This window comes from Actinomadura sp. WMMA1423 (assembly GCF_006547145.1).
In the GTDB taxonomy this organism is placed as follows: Bacteria; Actinomycetota; Actinomycetes; order Streptosporangiales; family Streptosporangiaceae; genus Spirillospora.
Window position 1 is genome coordinate 2,251,145 of record NZ_CP041244.1, and the last position, 14,770, is coordinate 2,265,914.

Consider the following 14,770-nt stretch of genomic DNA (forward strand, 5'->3'; position numbering starts at 1 on the left):
GATCGGAGACGCGACGGCCCGCAGGTGCTCGCGATACGGGTCGCCGGGTCAGGCCGCTTCGGCGCAGGGCACCGGCATCAGAACCGAAGCGATATCGCTGCCGCCGGCGTGTGCGTTCGCCACCCTCGGCGTCGCCCGTGTCGAATTGTGAGACCGACGCCCGCAACCACCGCTCCAGCCGTGCTCTGGCGCAACTCGGCATTCCTTTGAGAGGGGTTGCGCGCATGGGCCGATATTGCGGGCCACGGCGAGTAAGGCCAGCTCCGCGGCTCGCGGCGTATTCACGGTGGGCGCTGCCGAACGGCCTGTCGTCAGACTGAACCGCAAGCTCGTCGAGCGCGGCCTAATTCAGGGTTTGCAGGATGCGGCTCTGGATGTCAAGCGGCGAGTTCATGATTGTTCGCCATGATGACTGGCGGAATTCGCAGGGGATATTGCGGCTCCCCCCGCCGGGGAAGAGCACGAGGCTAAGCGGGCCAGTCCGGGTGGCGCTTCTCCAGGAACGCCGTCATGCCCTCCTGCGCCTCCGGGGTCTGGCTGGAGGCGGCCATGACCTCGACCGCGTAGGCGTAGGCGTCCTGCTCGGGACGGTCGAACTGGGCGTACATCGCCTGCTTGCCGAGGGCCTTGCTGCGCGGACTGCCCTGGGTGGCGCGCCGCAGGAGGTCGTGGACGGCCTTGTCGAGCTCCTCGTCCGGCACCGCGTAGTTGATCAGGCCCCACTCGGCGGCCGTGGCGGCGTCGACGACCTCGCCGGTGAGGGCCATCTCGGCGGCGCGCTTGCGGCCGACGTTGCGGGAGATCGCCACCAGGGGCGTGTGGCAGAACCACCCGCCCTTCCCGCCGGGCGCGGCGAAGCCCGCGCTCCGCGCGGCGACGGCCAGGTCGCAGCTCGCCACGAGCTGGCAGCCGGCGGCGGTCGCGAGGCCGTGCACCCGCGCCACCACCACCTGCGGGACGGACTGGATCGTCCGCATCAGCTCGGTGCACACCCGCAGCAGGTCGCGGACGTCGGCGTGGGACGCCCCGGCCATGTCGGCGAAGTCGTGCCCGGCGGAGAAGACGGGACCGTTCGCGGCGAGGACGAGCCCGCGGGCGTCGGTGGCCCCGGCCTCCCGGAACGCCTCGGTGAGCCGGACGAGGAAGGCGCGGGAGAGCGCGTTGCGGCGGCGCGGCCGGTTCATCGTGATCGTGGTGAAGGGACCGTCGCGGTGCAGCAGGACGTCGTCGTCGCTCATGCTTCCGACGTTACGTCAGACCCTCGTCGTACGGTGGGCGGGCGTCCACGAGCCGAGGGGGGCATGGCCTTGAAACTTCTCACCGCCACCAACTCCAGCCAGGGATTCCGCGGCAACGACTTCGACTGGTGCATCGAAGGCGAGCTGGTCCACATCGGCACGGTCTGCGCCCGCGACCGCGACGACCCCGACGGCGGCTGCGGGTGCGGCCGCTCGTTCGCGGGGCTCAACTCCCACCGCGCCACGACCACCGCGATGGTCCGCGAGGTCCCCGGTTTCACCGACGCCGACTACGTGCTGGCGATCCGCTCCAGCCTGGAGCAGCAGGGCTGCGACGCCTCCTTCGCCGAGCACGAGGCGGCGCTGCTGCGCTGCCTCGTGCGCGACTGGCCGGTGGGGGTGGTCGTCGAGCGGCGGCTGGATGAGATCGTGGTACGGCAGGTCGTCCAGCCCTAGATCTCGGGAGGTGCGCGATGCTCGTCGCGTTCTCGGTCACCCCGCTCGGCGCGGGCGAGGAGGTCGGCGAGCTCGTCGCCGAGGCGGTCCGGGTGGTGCGGGCGAGCGGCCTGCCCAACCGGACCGACGCCATGTTCACCACGATCGAGGGCGAGTGGGACGAGGTCATGGCCGTGGTGAAGGCCGCCACCGACGCGGTCGCCGCCCGCGCGCCGCGGGTGAGCCTCGTCGTCAAGGCCGACATCCGGCCCGGCGTGACCGGCGCGCTCGACGCCAAGGTCGAGTCGGTGGAGCGCCGCCTCAGGTGAAGCAGGCCCGCACGCCGTTCTCGCCGCCGCGCGAGAAGCTGCGCAGCCGCTGCACGGCCGAGCCGTGGTCGCCGGGCTTGGTCCACGGCGCCTTGTCGCCGATGACCTTGAAGGCCTCCACGAGCTCCTGCTCGTCGCCGTCCTCGAACTTCAGCGTCCCGTCGTCGGACGACCCGTAGAGGACCGCGCCCGCGAGGCAGTCGGCCTGGAGCTCGGCGGCGGGCGACACCAGCCCGCGGCGGAGCCGGTTCTGGATCGCGTGGCCCCACTCGTGGGAGATCACCAGGTAGACCCACGCGTCGCCGCGCGCGTACCCCGACCGCATCAGGTGGGCGTCCCAGGCGACGAAGTCCCCGGCCGGGCAGTAGGCCGCGTTGTCGGGTTCGAGCCGCTCGCGGCCGCACACCGGCGCCGAGGCGGGGTCGCGGCCGTCGTAGAGGCCGGCGACCCGGGGTGAGCCGTACTCGCCGGTGAACAGGCGGTCCCAGTGCCGCCGCCAGTAGTCGTCGGTGATCGTCACCGCGGACTCCATGTCCTCCTTGAACTCGGCCTCGTCGATCCTGGCGGGGGTCCGCGCGGCGGGCGCGCCGGACGCGGCCGGGGCGCCCTGCGCGGCGGGCCGGGACGCGCCCACCTGGGCGGGGTCGAACTCGCAGGCTCCCGTGAGCGCGGCGGCCAGCGCGAGCGCGCCGGCGAGAGCGGCGGGCCGCCGCGAACGGTTCCGTGCCGTCTGCCTCATGACGGGTCATACGCGCCTGGGCCCCCGGAAGGACGAACATCCGCCCGAATCGGCCCGCACTGTGCTCCCCGCACAACCCGAACGATGTTCGATTGGACGCCCGCCACGTCTTGCCCGCGGCCCGTGGACGCAGGTCGGGGCCCCGTGCTGGGGTGCCGGTCACACGAGTCTTCTGGAGGGGCGCATGGCGAACGGGACCCTCGCGGTCCGTGGGCTGTCGGTGAGCTACGGGCGGGCGGTGCGGGCCCTGCGCGAGGTCTCGCTGGACGTCCCGGCGGGATCGGTCACGGCCGTCCTCGGCGCGAACGGGGCCGGCAAGACGACGCTGCTCCGCGCGATCTCGGGCACGCTGCCGTTCCACCGCGGCGCGGTGGACGCGGGCACGGTGAAACTCGGCGCGCGGCCCCTCGTGGGGCTGCACCCCGCCACCGTCGTCGCGGCCGGGGTGGTGCAGGTACCGGAGGGCCGGAGGGTGTTCGGCCGGCTCAGCGTCGAGGAGAACCTGCGGGCGGGCGCGCTCGGCGCGCCGAGCCGGTCCGACGCGGCCAAGGCCCGCGCGCGGGTGCTCAAGCTGTTCCCGCTGCTGGCGGAGCGGGCGCGCCAGCGCGCCGGGCTGCTGTCGGGCGGCGAGCAGCAGATGCTCGCGATCGGGCGGGCGCTCATGGCGTGCCCGGCCGTCCTGCTGCTGGACGAGCCGACGCTCGGCCTCGCGCCGCTGATGGCCGAGCGGATCGCCGAGACCGTCCGGGAGATCAACCTGCAGGGCACCGCGATCCTGCTGATCGAGCAGAACGCGGCGCTGGCGCTGGAGCTGTCGTCCTCGGCGCACGTGCTGGAGGTCGGCGCGGTGACGCTGCACGGCCCGTCGGCGGAGCTGGCGGCGAGCGACGAGGTGAGGCGCCGCTACCTCGGCGTCGGCGGCGAGGACGCGGGCGCGCCCGGCCGTGAGGACGGCCCCTCGCTGGAGCGGTGGTCCGCCGGATGAGCGGGGGCGGATCGGAGGCGGGCGGATCCGAAACGGCCGGGCCGGACGCGGGCGAGCTGCGCGTCAGCGGGCTGACGGTGCGGTTCGCGGGGCTGACGGCGCTGGACGGGGTGGGCTTCACCGTCGCGCCCGGCAGCATCCACGCGATCATCGGGCCGAACGGCGCGGGCAAGTCGACGTGCTTCAACGTCCTGTCCGGCGTCTACCGGGCGAGCGGGGGCAGCGTGCGGTTCGCGGGCGCGGAGCTGACCGCGCTGCCGCCGCACCGGATCGCGGCCCTCGGCGTCGCCCGGACGTTCCAGAACATCGCGCTGTCGCGGCACCTGTCCGTCGAGGACAACCTGATGCTCGGGCGGCACCGCCTCACCCGGGCCGGGTTCGTTTCGGCGGGCCTGCGGATGCCCTGGGCGCGCCGCGAGGACGCCCGGCACCGGGCCCGGGTCCGCGACATCGCCGGGTTCGTCGGCGTCGGCGAGCACCTGGCGGCGCCCGTCGGGCTGCTGCCCTACGGCGTGCGCAAGCGGGTCGAGCTGGCCCGCGCGCTCGCCATGGAACCCCGGCTGCTGCTCCTGGACGAGCCGGTGGCCGGGATGAACGGAGCGGAGCGGCGGCGAATGGCCGGGGTCGTCTCCCGCGCCCGCGCCGACCTCGGCCTGTCGGTCCTGCTGGTCGAGCACGACATGGGGATGGTCATGCGGCTGGCCGACGAGGTCACGGTCCTGGACTTCGGCAGGCGCATCGCGGGCGGCACGCCCGCGCGGGTGCAACGCGACCCGGCCGTGCTCCGCGCCTATCTCGGCGCCGCGCACGAGCCCGCGGCCGCCCCCGATTCGGAGGGAAATCCTTGAGCACGTTCATCGAGCTGGTGGTCAACGGGGTCTCGGCGGGATCGGTGTACGCGCTGATCGCCCTCGGCTTCGTGATCATCTTCAAGGCCACCGAGGTGGTCAACTTCGCGCACGCGTCGCTGCTGCTCGCGGGCGGCTACGTCACGGCCGTGCTGCACGACGACATCGGGTTCCTGCCGGCGCTCGGCGCGGGCGTCGCCGCGGCGGCCGCCGCGGGGGCGCTGGTGGAGCTGCTGGTGCTGCGGCGCGCCCGGGTCGAGGACCACTCGGTGCTGGCGATCGTCACGATCGGCGTCGACATCGTGTTGACCACGGCGCTGACCCGCGAGATCGGCACGCAGGTCCTGTCGCTGGGCGATCCGTGGGGCGACCGGATCGTCCACGTCGGGGGCGTCGGCATCGCGCAGACGCGCATCGCCGCCTTCGTGACCGCGGCCGTCCTGATCGGCGCGTTCCTGCTGGCGTTCCGCTTCACGCCGTGGGGCGTGGCGATGCGGGCGGCGGCCGAGGACGGCGAGACGGCCGCGCTCATGGGCGTCCGGCTGACCCGCGTCTCGCTCGCCGCGTGGGCGGTCGCGGGCGCGCTCGCGGCGGTGGCGGCGCTGTTCCTGACCGTGTTCCCCACCCCGGGCCTGGACCGGGCCACCTCGTTCGCCGCGATGAAGGCGTTCCCGGCCGCGATCCTCGGCGGCCTGGACTCCACGACGGGCGCGCTCGTCGGCGGCCTCGCCGTGGGGCTCACCGAGTCGCTGGTGACCGGCTACCAGGGCGACCTCGCGTTCCTCGGGCGCGGCATCGGCGACGTGGCGCCGTTCCTGGTGATGCTCGCGGTGCTGCTCGTCCGCCCCGCCGGGCTGTTCGGGACGAGGGAGCTGTCGCGTGTCTGACCTCCGGATCCGCCTGGCGGCCGCCGCCGCGGGCACCCTCGTCCTGCTCGCCCTGCCCTTCTACCTGGACGCGTTCTGGCTCCAGACGGGCCTGTTCGCGATGTCGGCGGCGGTCGGCGCGATCGGCCTGAACCTGCTGACCGGCGCCACCGGGCAGCTGTCGATGGGGCACGCCTTCTTCCTGGCGGTCGGCGCGTACGGGTACGTCTACCTGGCGTCGGACTCCGGGCCGCGGCTGGCCGGGCTCGGGCTGCCGACCCCGCTGGCGTTCGCCGGCGCGGTCGTCCTCGCGGGCGTCGCGGGCGGGCTGTTCAGCCCCATCGCCGGGCGGCTGCGCGGCACCTACCTCGGCATCGCCTCCCTCGCGCTGATCTTCATCGGGCAGCACCTGCTGTTCAACGCCGAGAGCGTCACCGGCGGGTTCAACGGGCGGGACGTCCCGCCGCTGGAGATCGCCGGGTTCCGCTTCGACGACGCGCCCGGACTGGTGGTGTTCGCCGTGCCGCTGGGCGCGCTGGAGCGGCTGTGGTTCCTCGCCGTCGCGCTGCTCGTCCCCGCCGTGTGGATCGCGCGCGGCATCCTGCGCGGCCGCCCGGGACGGGCCATGAACACCATCCGCGACCACGAGACCGCGGCGGCGGTGATGGGCGTCCCGGTGGCGCGCTACCGGGCCGGCGTGTTCGTGCTGTCGTCGATGTACGCGGGCGCGGCCGGGGCGCTGCTGGCGCTGGCGTTCCGGCGGACCGTGCCCGACTACTTCGGCGTCTTCCTGTCCCTGGACTACCTCGCCATGATCGTCATCGGCGGGCTCGGCAGCGCGGCCGGGGCCGTCGCGGGCGCGGTGTTCGTCTCCGTCCTGCCCCAGCTCCTCACCCGCTTCGGCGACGACCTGCCGCTCGTCGCCGCGCCGGGCTCGGGCGGCGTCTCCCCCGCCGAGGCCGCCCGGATCCTCTACGGCGCCGCCGTCGTCGCCGTCGTGCTGTTCCTGCCCGGCGGCCTGACCGGGGCCTGGACGCGGCTGCGCGCCGCAGCGGTCCGGCGCCGGGCCGCCCGTCCCCTCACCCGATTCGAGCAAGAGGAGCAACCGGTATGAAACGCATGACAAGGCCCTGCGCGGCCCGGCTCGTCGCGGCGGCACTGGCCGCGGCGCTGCCGCTGGCCATGGCGGCGGGCTGCAGCGGCAAGGCGTCCGGCGGGTCGGGCGGCACGGGCGAGGACGGCGTCAGGACCGGCCCCGGAGTCACCGACGACACGATCCGCGTCGGCGCGGAGACCGACCTGACCGGCGTGTACGCGCCGCTCGGCAAGAGCCTCACCCAGGCGCAGCAGATGTACTTCGAGCAGCTGAACGCCCAGGGCGGCGTCTGCGGCCGCAAGATCGAGCTGGTCGTCCGCGACCACGGCTACGACGTGCAGAAGGCCGTCGCCGGGTACAGCGAGATGCAGTCGAGCGTCATCGGCCTCGCCCAGTTCGTCGGCTCGCCGATGGTGACGGCCCTCAAGGGGCGCATCACCGCCGACAAGATGCTCGTCATCCCGAACGCCTGGTCGACGACGCTGCTCGGCAGCAGGTCCATCCAGGTCACCGGGACCACCTACGACATCGACATGATCAACGCGCTGGACTTCCTGACCCGGGAGAAGGGCATCGCGAAGGGCGACAAGGTCGGGCACGTGTACTTCGAGGGCGACTACGGCGAGAGCGCGCTCGCCGGGTCCAAGTACGCGGCGGGCGAGCTCGGCCTGACCCTGGTCGAGCAGAAGATCAAGGCGACCGACAACGACATGTCCGCCCAGGTCGCGGCGCTGAAGAGCGCGGGCGTCAAGGCGATCCTCATGAGCGCCGGGCCGCGGCAGTCTGCGTCGCTGGCGGGCCTCGCCCGCGCCAAGGGCATGACGGCGCCGATCGTGGCGAGCAACTCGGGGTTCTCGCCGCAGCTCCTGCAGACCGCCGCGGCGCCCGCCCTGCTCAAGGACTTCTACCTGGCCAGCGCCGGGGCGCCCATCTCCTCCGACCTGGCGCCGATCAGGAAGCTGGCGGACGACTACGGCAGGAAGTACCCGGGACAACCGCGCGACAGCGCGGTCGTCAACGGCTACACGGGCGCGGTGATCTTCGCGGACGCGCTGAAGAAGGCGTGCGCGGCCAAGGACCTCACCCGCGAGGGCCTGATCAACGCGCACCGCTCCACCACCGCCCACGACGGCGGCTACGGAACTCCCATGGACTTCTCGAAGGTGGACGAGCCCGGCACCCGCAAGACCTACATCCTGCGGACCGACGCCAAGGCCCTCGGCGGCCTGGTCGTCGAGCGGCAGCCCATGGAGTCGGAGGCCGCCGAGACCTACAAGGTCCCCGCGGGCTCCTGAGGACCCGGGGCGGATCCGGCCCCCGGTCAGCCTTCGGAGACGAGACGGGCCGCGACCCGGTCGAGGACGGCGAGATCCTCGGCCGGGAGGTCGTAGAGCGAGGGGGGCGGGGTGTCCAGGATCCGCTCGGCCTCCGCCGCGGCGGCCCGCCCCGCCTCCGTCGCGGTCACGATCTTGGAGCGGCGGTCGGCGGGGTTCTCGGTCCGCTCGACCAGGCCCCGCCCGACCAGGTCGTCCACCACCAAGGTGACGTAGGGGCGGTCGGTGAGAAGCAGCTCGGCGAGGCCGCGCAGCGTCAGCGGCTCGGACGCGGCGGCGATGTGGCGCAGCGCCTTGACCCGGAAGAAGCTCATGCCGAGCGCCTCGGTGACCTCGCGGCGCCGGTCGCCGCGCTCGAGCAGCAGGACCCGCAGGTTGTGCCACGCCCGCGCGGCGGTCTCGGCGTGCTGGACAGCGGGCTCGGTCATCGCGCACTGGCTCCCGTCACATCGCGTGCGTCCGGCGCCGGCTCGCCGGCGCCGAACAGGTCGGCCGTGCGCGCGGCGCTGCGGGCGGCCCGCCGGCCCGTGGTGGCCGTGCCCAGCACCAGGACGGCGGCGGCGCACCCCGCGAGGACCCAGTATGCCGGACGGGCGGCGGAGACGAAGGCCGGCGCGGCGGCGCCCGCGGCGGACGTCCCTGCCGCCAGCACGGCGCCGATGACCGCGACGCCGAGCGCCTGGCCGATCTGCCGGCTGGTGGAGGCGACGGCCGCGGCGACGCCCGCCTGGGCGCGCGGCATCCCCGACACGGCGGTGTTGGTGATCGGCGAGTTGACCATGCCGAACCCGAGCCCGAACAGCACGTACGCGGCCAGCAGCGTGCCGTCGCGCGTCTCGGCGTCGAACGCGGCGAACAGCAGGGTGCTCGCGAGCATCGCCGCCCCCGCGATCTGGAGCGGGAGCCGCGGGCCCCGGCCGCCGACGAGCCGTCCCGACAGCGGGGCCGACACCGCGGTCATCGCCGCCATCGGCAGCAGGAACAGGCCCGCGTGCAGCGCCGACATCCCGCGCACGTTCTGCAGGTAGAGGGTGTTGAGGAAGAGGAACCCGCCGAGCGCCGCGAACCCGCTGACGGCGATGACGGTCGCGCCGGAGAACGGGACGCTGCGGAAGAAGCGCAGGTCGATCAGCGGTTCGGGGGCGCGAAGGGCGTGCACGACGAACCCGGCGAGGGACGCGGCGGCGACGAGCGCGGCGCCGTAGACCAGCGGGTCGGCCAGGCCCCGGCCGGGCGCCTCGATGATCGCGTAGGTCAGCGTGCCGAGCAGCAGGATCATGAACGCCTGGCCGAGCGGATCGGGGCGGCGCGGGCGCGGGGCGCGCGACTCGGGCACGAACAGGGCGGTCAGCACGAGCGCGGCCAGCCCGATCGGCACGTTCAGCCAGAAGATCGACCGCCAGCCGACCGAGTCGACCAGCAGCCCGCCGACGAGGGGCCCCATCGCCATGCTGAGCCCGACGACACCGCCCCAGACGCCGATGGCCCGGGCCCGCTCGCGCGGGCCGGTGAACACGTTCGTGATGATCGACATCGCGACCGGGTTGAGCATGGACCCGCCGACCGCCTGCACGACACGGGCCGCGACGAGCAGGCCGAGGGACGGCGCGAGGCTGCACAGCACCGACCCGGCGGAGAACAGGGCGAGCCCGGTCTGGAAGACGCGGCGCCGCCCGATCCGGTCGGCGGTCGAGCCGGACAGGATCAGCAGGGACGCCAGGACGATCAGGTACGCGTCGATCGTCCACTGGAGCCCCGACAGCGAACTGCCGAAGTCGCGCTGCAGCGACGGGAGCGCGACGTTGAGGATGGTGTTGTCCAGGCTGACGATGAGGAGGCTCAGACAGCAGATGGCCAGCACCGCAAGCCGGCGCCGGGGGCTCAGTTCGGGCACGCCGCCTCCAATCGTTATAGCCATACAACCATTAGAAGGCTACAACGATTCCCGGGGTGTCCCGTCCGGCGGGGCCCGCCCGCGGGCGCCTCAGTTCGGCGCGGCGATGCGGGCGCGGGCGGCGGGGACGACCAGCGGGGTCCCGGTCTCCGGGCACTCGATCACCCGGCAGGGCAGCCGGAAGACCCGTTCCACCAGCTCGGAGGTGACGACGGCGGACGGGTCGCCCTCGGCCGCGATCCGGCCGTCCCGCATCGCGATCATGTGCGTGGCGTAGCGGGCGGCGTGATTGAGGTCATGCAGGACGGCGACGACCGTCCGGCCCTCCTCGTGCAGCCGCGCGCACAGGTCGAGGACCTCGATCTGGTGCGCGATGTCCAGGAAGGTCGTCGGCTCGTCCAGGAGCAGCAGCGGCGTCTGCTGGGCGAGCACCATGGCGATCCAGACGCGCTGGCGCTGCCCGCCCGACAGCTCGTCCACGTGCCGGTCGGCGAGGTCCCCGACCCCCGTCGCGGCCATCGACTCGGCGACGACCCGCTCGTCCTCCCTCGACCACTGCCGCAGCAGGCTCTGGTGCGGGTACCGGCCGCGCGAGACGAGGTCGGCGACCGTGATGCCCTCCGGCGCGATGGACGACTGCGGCAGCAGCCCGAGCGTCCGCGCCAGCCTCTTGGCGGGCCAGTCGGCGATGGGCCGCCCGTCGAGCACGACCGTCCCGGCCGAGGGCTTGAGGATCCGCGCCAGTGCCCGCAGCAGCGTCGACTTCCCGCAGGCGTTCGGGCCCACGATCACCGTGAACGAGCCCTCCGGGACCGCCACGTCGAGGTCCTCGGCGATGGTGCGCTTGTCGTAGCCGAGGGTGAGCCCGGTGCCGGCGAGCCGCGCGGTCGCGTCCTTCATCACATCCGTCCCGTCTTGCGTTCGGTCACGAGGAGCCAGACCAGGTACCCGCCGCCGAGCAGCCCGGTCACCACACCGACCGGGAGCTGGTGGCCGGGGAATCCGCGCTGCGCCGCCCAGTCGGCGGCCACCAGCAGCGCGGCGCCCATGCACGCCGCCGCGAGCAGGTTCGGGCCGGTCGTGCGGGTGAGGCGGCGGGCGAGCTGCGGCGCCGTCAGCGCGACGAACGAGACCGGCCCGGCCGCGGCCGCGGCGAGCGCGGTCAGCAGCACGGCCGCGGCGAGCAGCAGCAGCCGGACCCGCTCGATGGGGACGCCGAGCCCGTGCGCCGCGTCGTCGCCCATCTCCAGCATCCGCAGCGCCCGCCCGCACCCGGCGAGGACGAGCGGGCCGAGCACCGCGAGCGCCGCGATGACGGGCGCCGCGTCCGCCCAGTCGCGGCCGTCCAGGCTGCCGGTCAGCCACAGCACGGCGCGGGCCGCGTCGGTGATCTGCGCCTGGGTGATCAGGTAGCCGTTGACGCCGGTGAGGATCGCGGCGACGCCGATGCCGACGAGGATGAGCCGCTGCCCGTGCGCGCCGCGCCGTCCGGCGACCGCGTAGACGGCGAGGCCGGTGAGCAGGCCGCCGCCCGCCGCGCCGGCCGCGACCGCGAGGCTGCCGGCGCCGGTCAGCACGATCACAGCGAGGACGCCGGTGGCGGCGCCCTGGGTGAAGCCGAGGATGTCGGGGCTGCCGAGCGGGTTGCGGACCAGCGACTGGAAGATCGCGCCGGCCAGCCCGAGCGCCGCGCCGACCGCCAGCCCGGCCGCCACCCGCGGCAGCCGGATCTCGTTCACGATGATCGAGTCGGCGGGCGAGCCCCGCCCGGCCAGCGTCCGGACGACGTCGGCCGGGCTCATCGGGAAGTCGCCGCTGCCGATGAGCAGCACGCCCGTCCCGAGCGCGACGGCGAGGCAGGCCCCCGCGACGGCCAGGGCGCGCGGCCGGAACCGGAACGAGGCTCCCGGCGTCCGGACGACGGCGAAGTGCGGCCCCCTGGTCATGAGAGCGACCTCCTCGGCCGCCGGACGAAGTAGAGGAACACCGGCCCGCCCGCGACGACCATCACGACCCCGACCTGGAGCTCCGAGGGGCGCACGACCACGCGGCCGAGGACGTCGGCGGCGAGCATCAGGGCGGGCGAGAGCACCGCGCAGTACGGGACCAGCCGGCGCAGGTCGGGGCCGGTCAGGGCGCGGACGAGGTGCGGCACCATCAGCCCGACGAAGACGATCGGCCCGCACGCCGCCGTCGCCGCGCCGCACAGCAGGGTGACGGTGACGATCGCGGCGATCCGGACGCGCGCGGGGCGGGCGCCGAGCGCGCGGGCCGCGTCCTCGCCCATCGCCATCGCGTTCAGCGGGCGCGCCAGCAGCAGCGCCGCCACCAGCCCGGCCAGGACGAACGGCGCGACGCGGACGACGGTGTAGCCCTGCGCGGCGGCGAGCGACCCGATCGTCCAGAAGCGCATTCGGTCGAGGGACGCCGTGTCGAGCAGCTGCACCGCGTTCACGTAGGAGTAGAGCGCGGCGTTCAGCGCCGCCCCGGCGAGGGCGAGCCGGGCGGGGGTGGCGGCCCGGCCGCCGCCGACCGCGTAGAGCAGCGCGGCGACGGCCCCGGCGCCGGCGAACGCGAACCAGACGAACCCGGTGAACGAGGTGACGCCGAGGAAGGAGATGGCCGACACGACCGCGGCGGCGGCGCCCGCGTTGATGCCGAGGATGCCGGGGTCGGCGAGCGGGTTGCGGGTGAGCGACTGCATGACCGCGCCGGCGAGGCCGAGCGCCGTCCCCGCGAGCAGCCCGAGGAGGGTGCGCGGCAGGCGCATCTCGCGGACGAGCGTGTACGCGGGCGAGTCGGCGTGCAGCAGCCCGTCCCAGACCTCGCCCGGCAAGAGCGGCTTCGCGCCGACACCGAGGCTCAGTACGACGGAGGCGAGCAGGAGCAGCAGGGCGACGGCGAGTCCGGCGGCCCACCGCGCGCCCGGCGGGCGCCGCGCGGGCACCGGCTCCGCGGGCGGCGCGGCCGGCGGCGGCTTCGTCGACAACACGTGGCGGGCTCCGGGGGGACGGCCGGGGACCACCGTGACGGTCCCCACTCTGGACAAGATCTTAGGTTAGGTTAACCTAAGCTCCCATCGGCCGACCATCCGGCCGTGCACCTTGATTTGGGAGAACGTCGGAAATGTCTAACATCGGGGCCCATCACCTCACCCGCCGCGGCCTGCTCGGCACGGGCGGCGCGCTCGCGCTCGGGGCGCTCATCAGCGCCTGCGGAGGGGGTGACGACGCGGGCGGGACGGCCTCGCCGGGCGGCGGCGCCTGGACGTTCACCGACGACCGCGGCACGCGGATCCGGCTCAAGGCGCGCCCGCAGCGGGTCGTGGCGTACGTCGGCGCCGCGGCCGCCCTCTACGACTTCGGCGTGGACCGGCAGCTCGTCGGCGTGTACGGCCCGACGAAGCTCGCCGACGGCAGGCCCGACCCGCAGGCCGGGAACCTGCCCGTCGACCGCCTGCAGATCATCGGCAACGCCTACGGCGAGTTCAACATCGAGAAGTACGCCGCGCTGCGCCCCGAGCTGCTCGTCGACAACATGTTCGTGCCGGGCGAGCTGTTCTACGTCCCGGCCGAGAGCAAGGACAAGATCTTCGCGCTGGCGGCCTCCGCCGGCATCTCCACGGGCGCCGTCCCGCTGCCGAAGCCGATCGAGCGGACCGCCGCGCTCGCCGCGGCGCTCGGCGCGGACCTGAGGTCGGCGAAGGTGACCGCCGCCAAGGCCCGGTTCGAGAAGGCGGCCGAGTCGCTGCGCGCGGCGGCCAGGGCCAAGCCCGGGCTGAAGGTGCTGGCGGCGTCAGCGAGCCCCGACCTCTTCTACGCCTCCAGCCCGGCCAAGAACACCGACCTCATCTACTTCAAGGAGCTCGGCGTCGAACTGATCGTCCCGGAGAAGCCGGGCAAGGACGGCTACTTCGAGGAGCTGAGCTGGGAGAACGCCGACAAGTACAAGGCCGACGTCATCCTGCTCGACTCCCGCACGCAGGCGCTCCAGCCGAAGGACCTCGGCTCCAAGCCGTCCTGGAAGGACCTGCCCGCGGTGAAGGCGGGCCAGGTCATCGCCTGGCAGGCCGAGCCGCGCTTCTCCTACGAGGGCTGCGCGCCGGTCGTCGAGGCGCTCGCCGCGTCCATCCGGTCCGCGAAGAAGACGGTCTGAGAGGCCTGCGATGGCGAGGACCCCGGCGCACCCGTACGCCTTCTTCGACCTGCGCGTCCTGCGGTCCGAGCGGCTCGGCCCGTCCATGGTGCGCGTGACCTTCGGGGGCGAGTCGGTGGACGGCTTCGTCACCGCGGGGCGCGACCAGCGCTTCAAGATCTTCTTGCCGCACCCGCACCAGGACGCCCCCGTGATGCCGCGCGGCCGCGGCGACGACACGTGGTTCGCCGACTGGCGGGCGCTGGACCCGGCCGAGCGCGGCATCATGCGGTCCTACACCGTCCGCGACAAGCGCCCCGGCGAGCTCGACGTGGACTTCGCGCTGCACATGGACGGCGCGTCGGGACCGGCCGCCCGCTGGGCCGCGGCGGCGGGCGCGGGCGACCGCGTCACCGTCCTCGGCCCGACCGGCCCCGACAACGGCGGCTACGACTTCCGGCCGCCGCCCGGCGCCCCCGTCGTGATGGCGGGCGACCTGACCGCGCTGCCCGCCATCGCCGGGAACCTCGCGTGGCTGCCCGCCGGGACGCCCGCGCAGGTGTGGATCGAGGTCCCGCATCCCGGCGACCGGCAGGACCTGCCCACCGCGTCCGCCGCGCGGGTCGACTGGGTCTCCCCCGGCGGCCTCCTGGAGGCCGTGCGCGCGGCGGAGGTCCCGGCCGGCGCCTACGCGTGGATCGCGGGCGAGTCCGCCGCGGTCAAGGCGCTGCGCCGGCACCTGGTGAACGAGCGCGGGCTCGACCGCCGCGCGGTCACCTTCACCGGCTACTGGAGGCGCGGCGCCACCGAGGAGGACCTGCTCGCCGAGGTCGTCGCCGGCGGCAGCCCCGCCACCGAGGAGTGAGCGGGGC

16 protein-coding genes are annotated in these 14,770 nt (G+C 74.3%); 9 read left to right on the forward strand and 7 right to left on the reverse strand.

The genetic code is table 11. From position 1 onward, the window contains the following. Positions 1–467: 467 nt before the first annotated feature. Positions 468–1,238 carry an enoyl-CoA hydratase-related protein gene (locus tag FKD65_RS10420; protein ID WP_141577255.1) on the reverse strand — a complete coding sequence of 257 codons (771 nt, stop codon included), beginning with the start codon at positions 1,236–1,238 and terminating at the stop codon, positions 468–470. A gap of 63 nt (positions 1,239–1,301) precedes the next feature. Between FKD65_RS10420 and FKD65_RS10425 the strand changes: the two genes are divergently transcribed. After that, positions 1,302–1,694 (forward strand): hypothetical protein, encoded by a 393-nt coding sequence (locus tag FKD65_RS10425; protein ID WP_141577256.1) that lies wholly within the window; start codon positions 1,302–1,304, stop codon positions 1,692–1,694. Positions 1,695–1,711: 17 nt separating this feature from the next. Further along, a complete protein-coding gene (locus FKD65_RS10430) occupies positions 1,712–2,002 on the forward strand; it encodes an MTH1187 family thiamine-binding protein (RefSeq protein WP_141577257.1) in 291 nt (96 codons plus the stop codon). Here the strand turns inward: FKD65_RS10430 and FKD65_RS10435 are convergent. Then, a complete protein-coding gene (locus FKD65_RS10435) occupies positions 1,995–2,741 on the reverse strand; it encodes a hypothetical protein (protein ID WP_141577258.1) in 747 nt (248 codons plus the stop codon). The two genes, FKD65_RS10430 and FKD65_RS10435, sit on opposite strands and share 8 nt — an antisense overlap. Positions 2,742–2,925: 184 nt before the next feature. Between FKD65_RS10435 and FKD65_RS10440 the strand changes: the two genes are divergently transcribed. Genes FKD65_RS10440 through FKD65_RS10460 form a run of 5 tightly spaced genes read left to right on the forward strand, consistent with a single transcriptional unit; the run spans position 2,926 to position 7,831 of the window. Beyond that, complete coding sequence (locus FKD65_RS10440) at positions 2,926–3,726, forward strand: ABC transporter ATP-binding protein (protein ID WP_141577259.1); 801 nt, start codon at positions 2,926–2,928, stop codon at positions 3,724–3,726. After that, the gene (locus FKD65_RS10445; RefSeq protein WP_141577260.1) at positions 3,723–4,574 is read left to right on the forward strand and encodes an ABC transporter ATP-binding protein; all 852 of its coding nucleotides are present in this window, start codon (positions 3,723–3,725) and stop codon (positions 4,572–4,574) included. Before FKD65_RS10440 ends, FKD65_RS10445 begins: the two co-directional genes overlap by 4 nt. Beyond that, positions 4,571–5,461: a branched-chain amino acid ABC transporter permease gene (locus tag FKD65_RS10450; RefSeq protein ID WP_141577261.1), complete on the forward strand. Its 891-nt coding sequence runs from the start codon at positions 4,571–4,573 to the stop codon at positions 5,459–5,461. The genes FKD65_RS10445 and FKD65_RS10450 overlap by 4 nt, the downstream gene beginning before the upstream one ends. Continuing rightward, entirely contained in the window at positions 5,454–6,554 is a 1,101-nt protein-coding gene (locus tag FKD65_RS10455) for a branched-chain amino acid ABC transporter permease (RefSeq protein WP_141577262.1), read from the forward strand. The genes FKD65_RS10450 and FKD65_RS10455 overlap by 8 nt, the downstream gene beginning before the upstream one ends. Continuing rightward, complete coding sequence (locus tag FKD65_RS10460; RefSeq protein WP_205718625.1) at positions 6,551–7,831, forward strand: ABC transporter substrate-binding protein; 1,281 nt, start codon at positions 6,551–6,553, stop codon at positions 7,829–7,831. The genes FKD65_RS10455 and FKD65_RS10460 overlap by 4 nt, the downstream gene beginning before the upstream one ends. A 26-nt stretch (positions 7,832–7,857) precedes the next feature. Here the strand turns inward: FKD65_RS10460 and FKD65_RS10465 are convergent, their stop codons facing one another. From FKD65_RS10465 to FKD65_RS10485, 5 genes are all read right to left on the reverse strand, one after another. Further along, positions 7,858–8,298, reverse strand: coding sequence for a MarR family winged helix-turn-helix transcriptional regulator (locus FKD65_RS10465; protein ID WP_141577263.1), 441 nt, complete (start codon positions 8,296–8,298; stop codon positions 7,858–7,860). Next, positions 8,295–9,764, reverse strand: a complete 1,470-nt coding sequence (locus tag FKD65_RS10470; RefSeq protein ID WP_141577264.1) for an MFS transporter — start codon at positions 9,762–9,764, stop codon at positions 8,295–8,297. The genes FKD65_RS10465 and FKD65_RS10470 overlap by 4 nt, the downstream gene beginning before the upstream one ends. A 90-nt stretch (positions 9,765–9,854) precedes the next feature. After that, entirely contained in the window at positions 9,855–10,664 is an 810-nt protein-coding gene (locus FKD65_RS10475; RefSeq protein WP_141577265.1) for an ABC transporter ATP-binding protein, read from the reverse strand. Continuing rightward, entirely contained in the window at positions 10,664–11,710 is a 1,047-nt protein-coding gene (locus FKD65_RS10480; RefSeq protein WP_141577266.1) for an iron chelate uptake ABC transporter family permease subunit, read from the reverse strand. The genes FKD65_RS10475 and FKD65_RS10480 overlap by 1 nt, the downstream gene beginning before the upstream one ends. Further along, positions 11,707–12,804 (reverse strand): iron ABC transporter permease, encoded by a 1,098-nt coding sequence (locus tag FKD65_RS10485; RefSeq protein ID WP_240810312.1) that lies wholly within the window; start codon positions 12,802–12,804, stop codon positions 11,707–11,709. Before FKD65_RS10485 ends, FKD65_RS10480 begins: the two co-directional genes overlap by 4 nt. Positions 12,805–12,890: 86 nt before the next feature. On the opposite strand from FKD65_RS10485, the gene FKD65_RS10490 reads away from it, so the two are divergent. Then, positions 12,891–13,919, forward strand: a complete 1,029-nt coding sequence (locus tag FKD65_RS10490) for an ABC transporter substrate-binding protein (protein ID WP_141577267.1) — start codon at positions 12,891–12,893, stop codon at positions 13,917–13,919. Positions 13,920–13,929: 10 nt separating this feature from the next. Continuing rightward, positions 13,930–14,763, forward strand: a complete 834-nt coding sequence (locus tag FKD65_RS10495; protein WP_141577268.1) for a siderophore-interacting protein — start codon at positions 13,930–13,932, stop codon at positions 14,761–14,763. Positions 14,764–14,770: the final 7 nt, after the last annotated feature.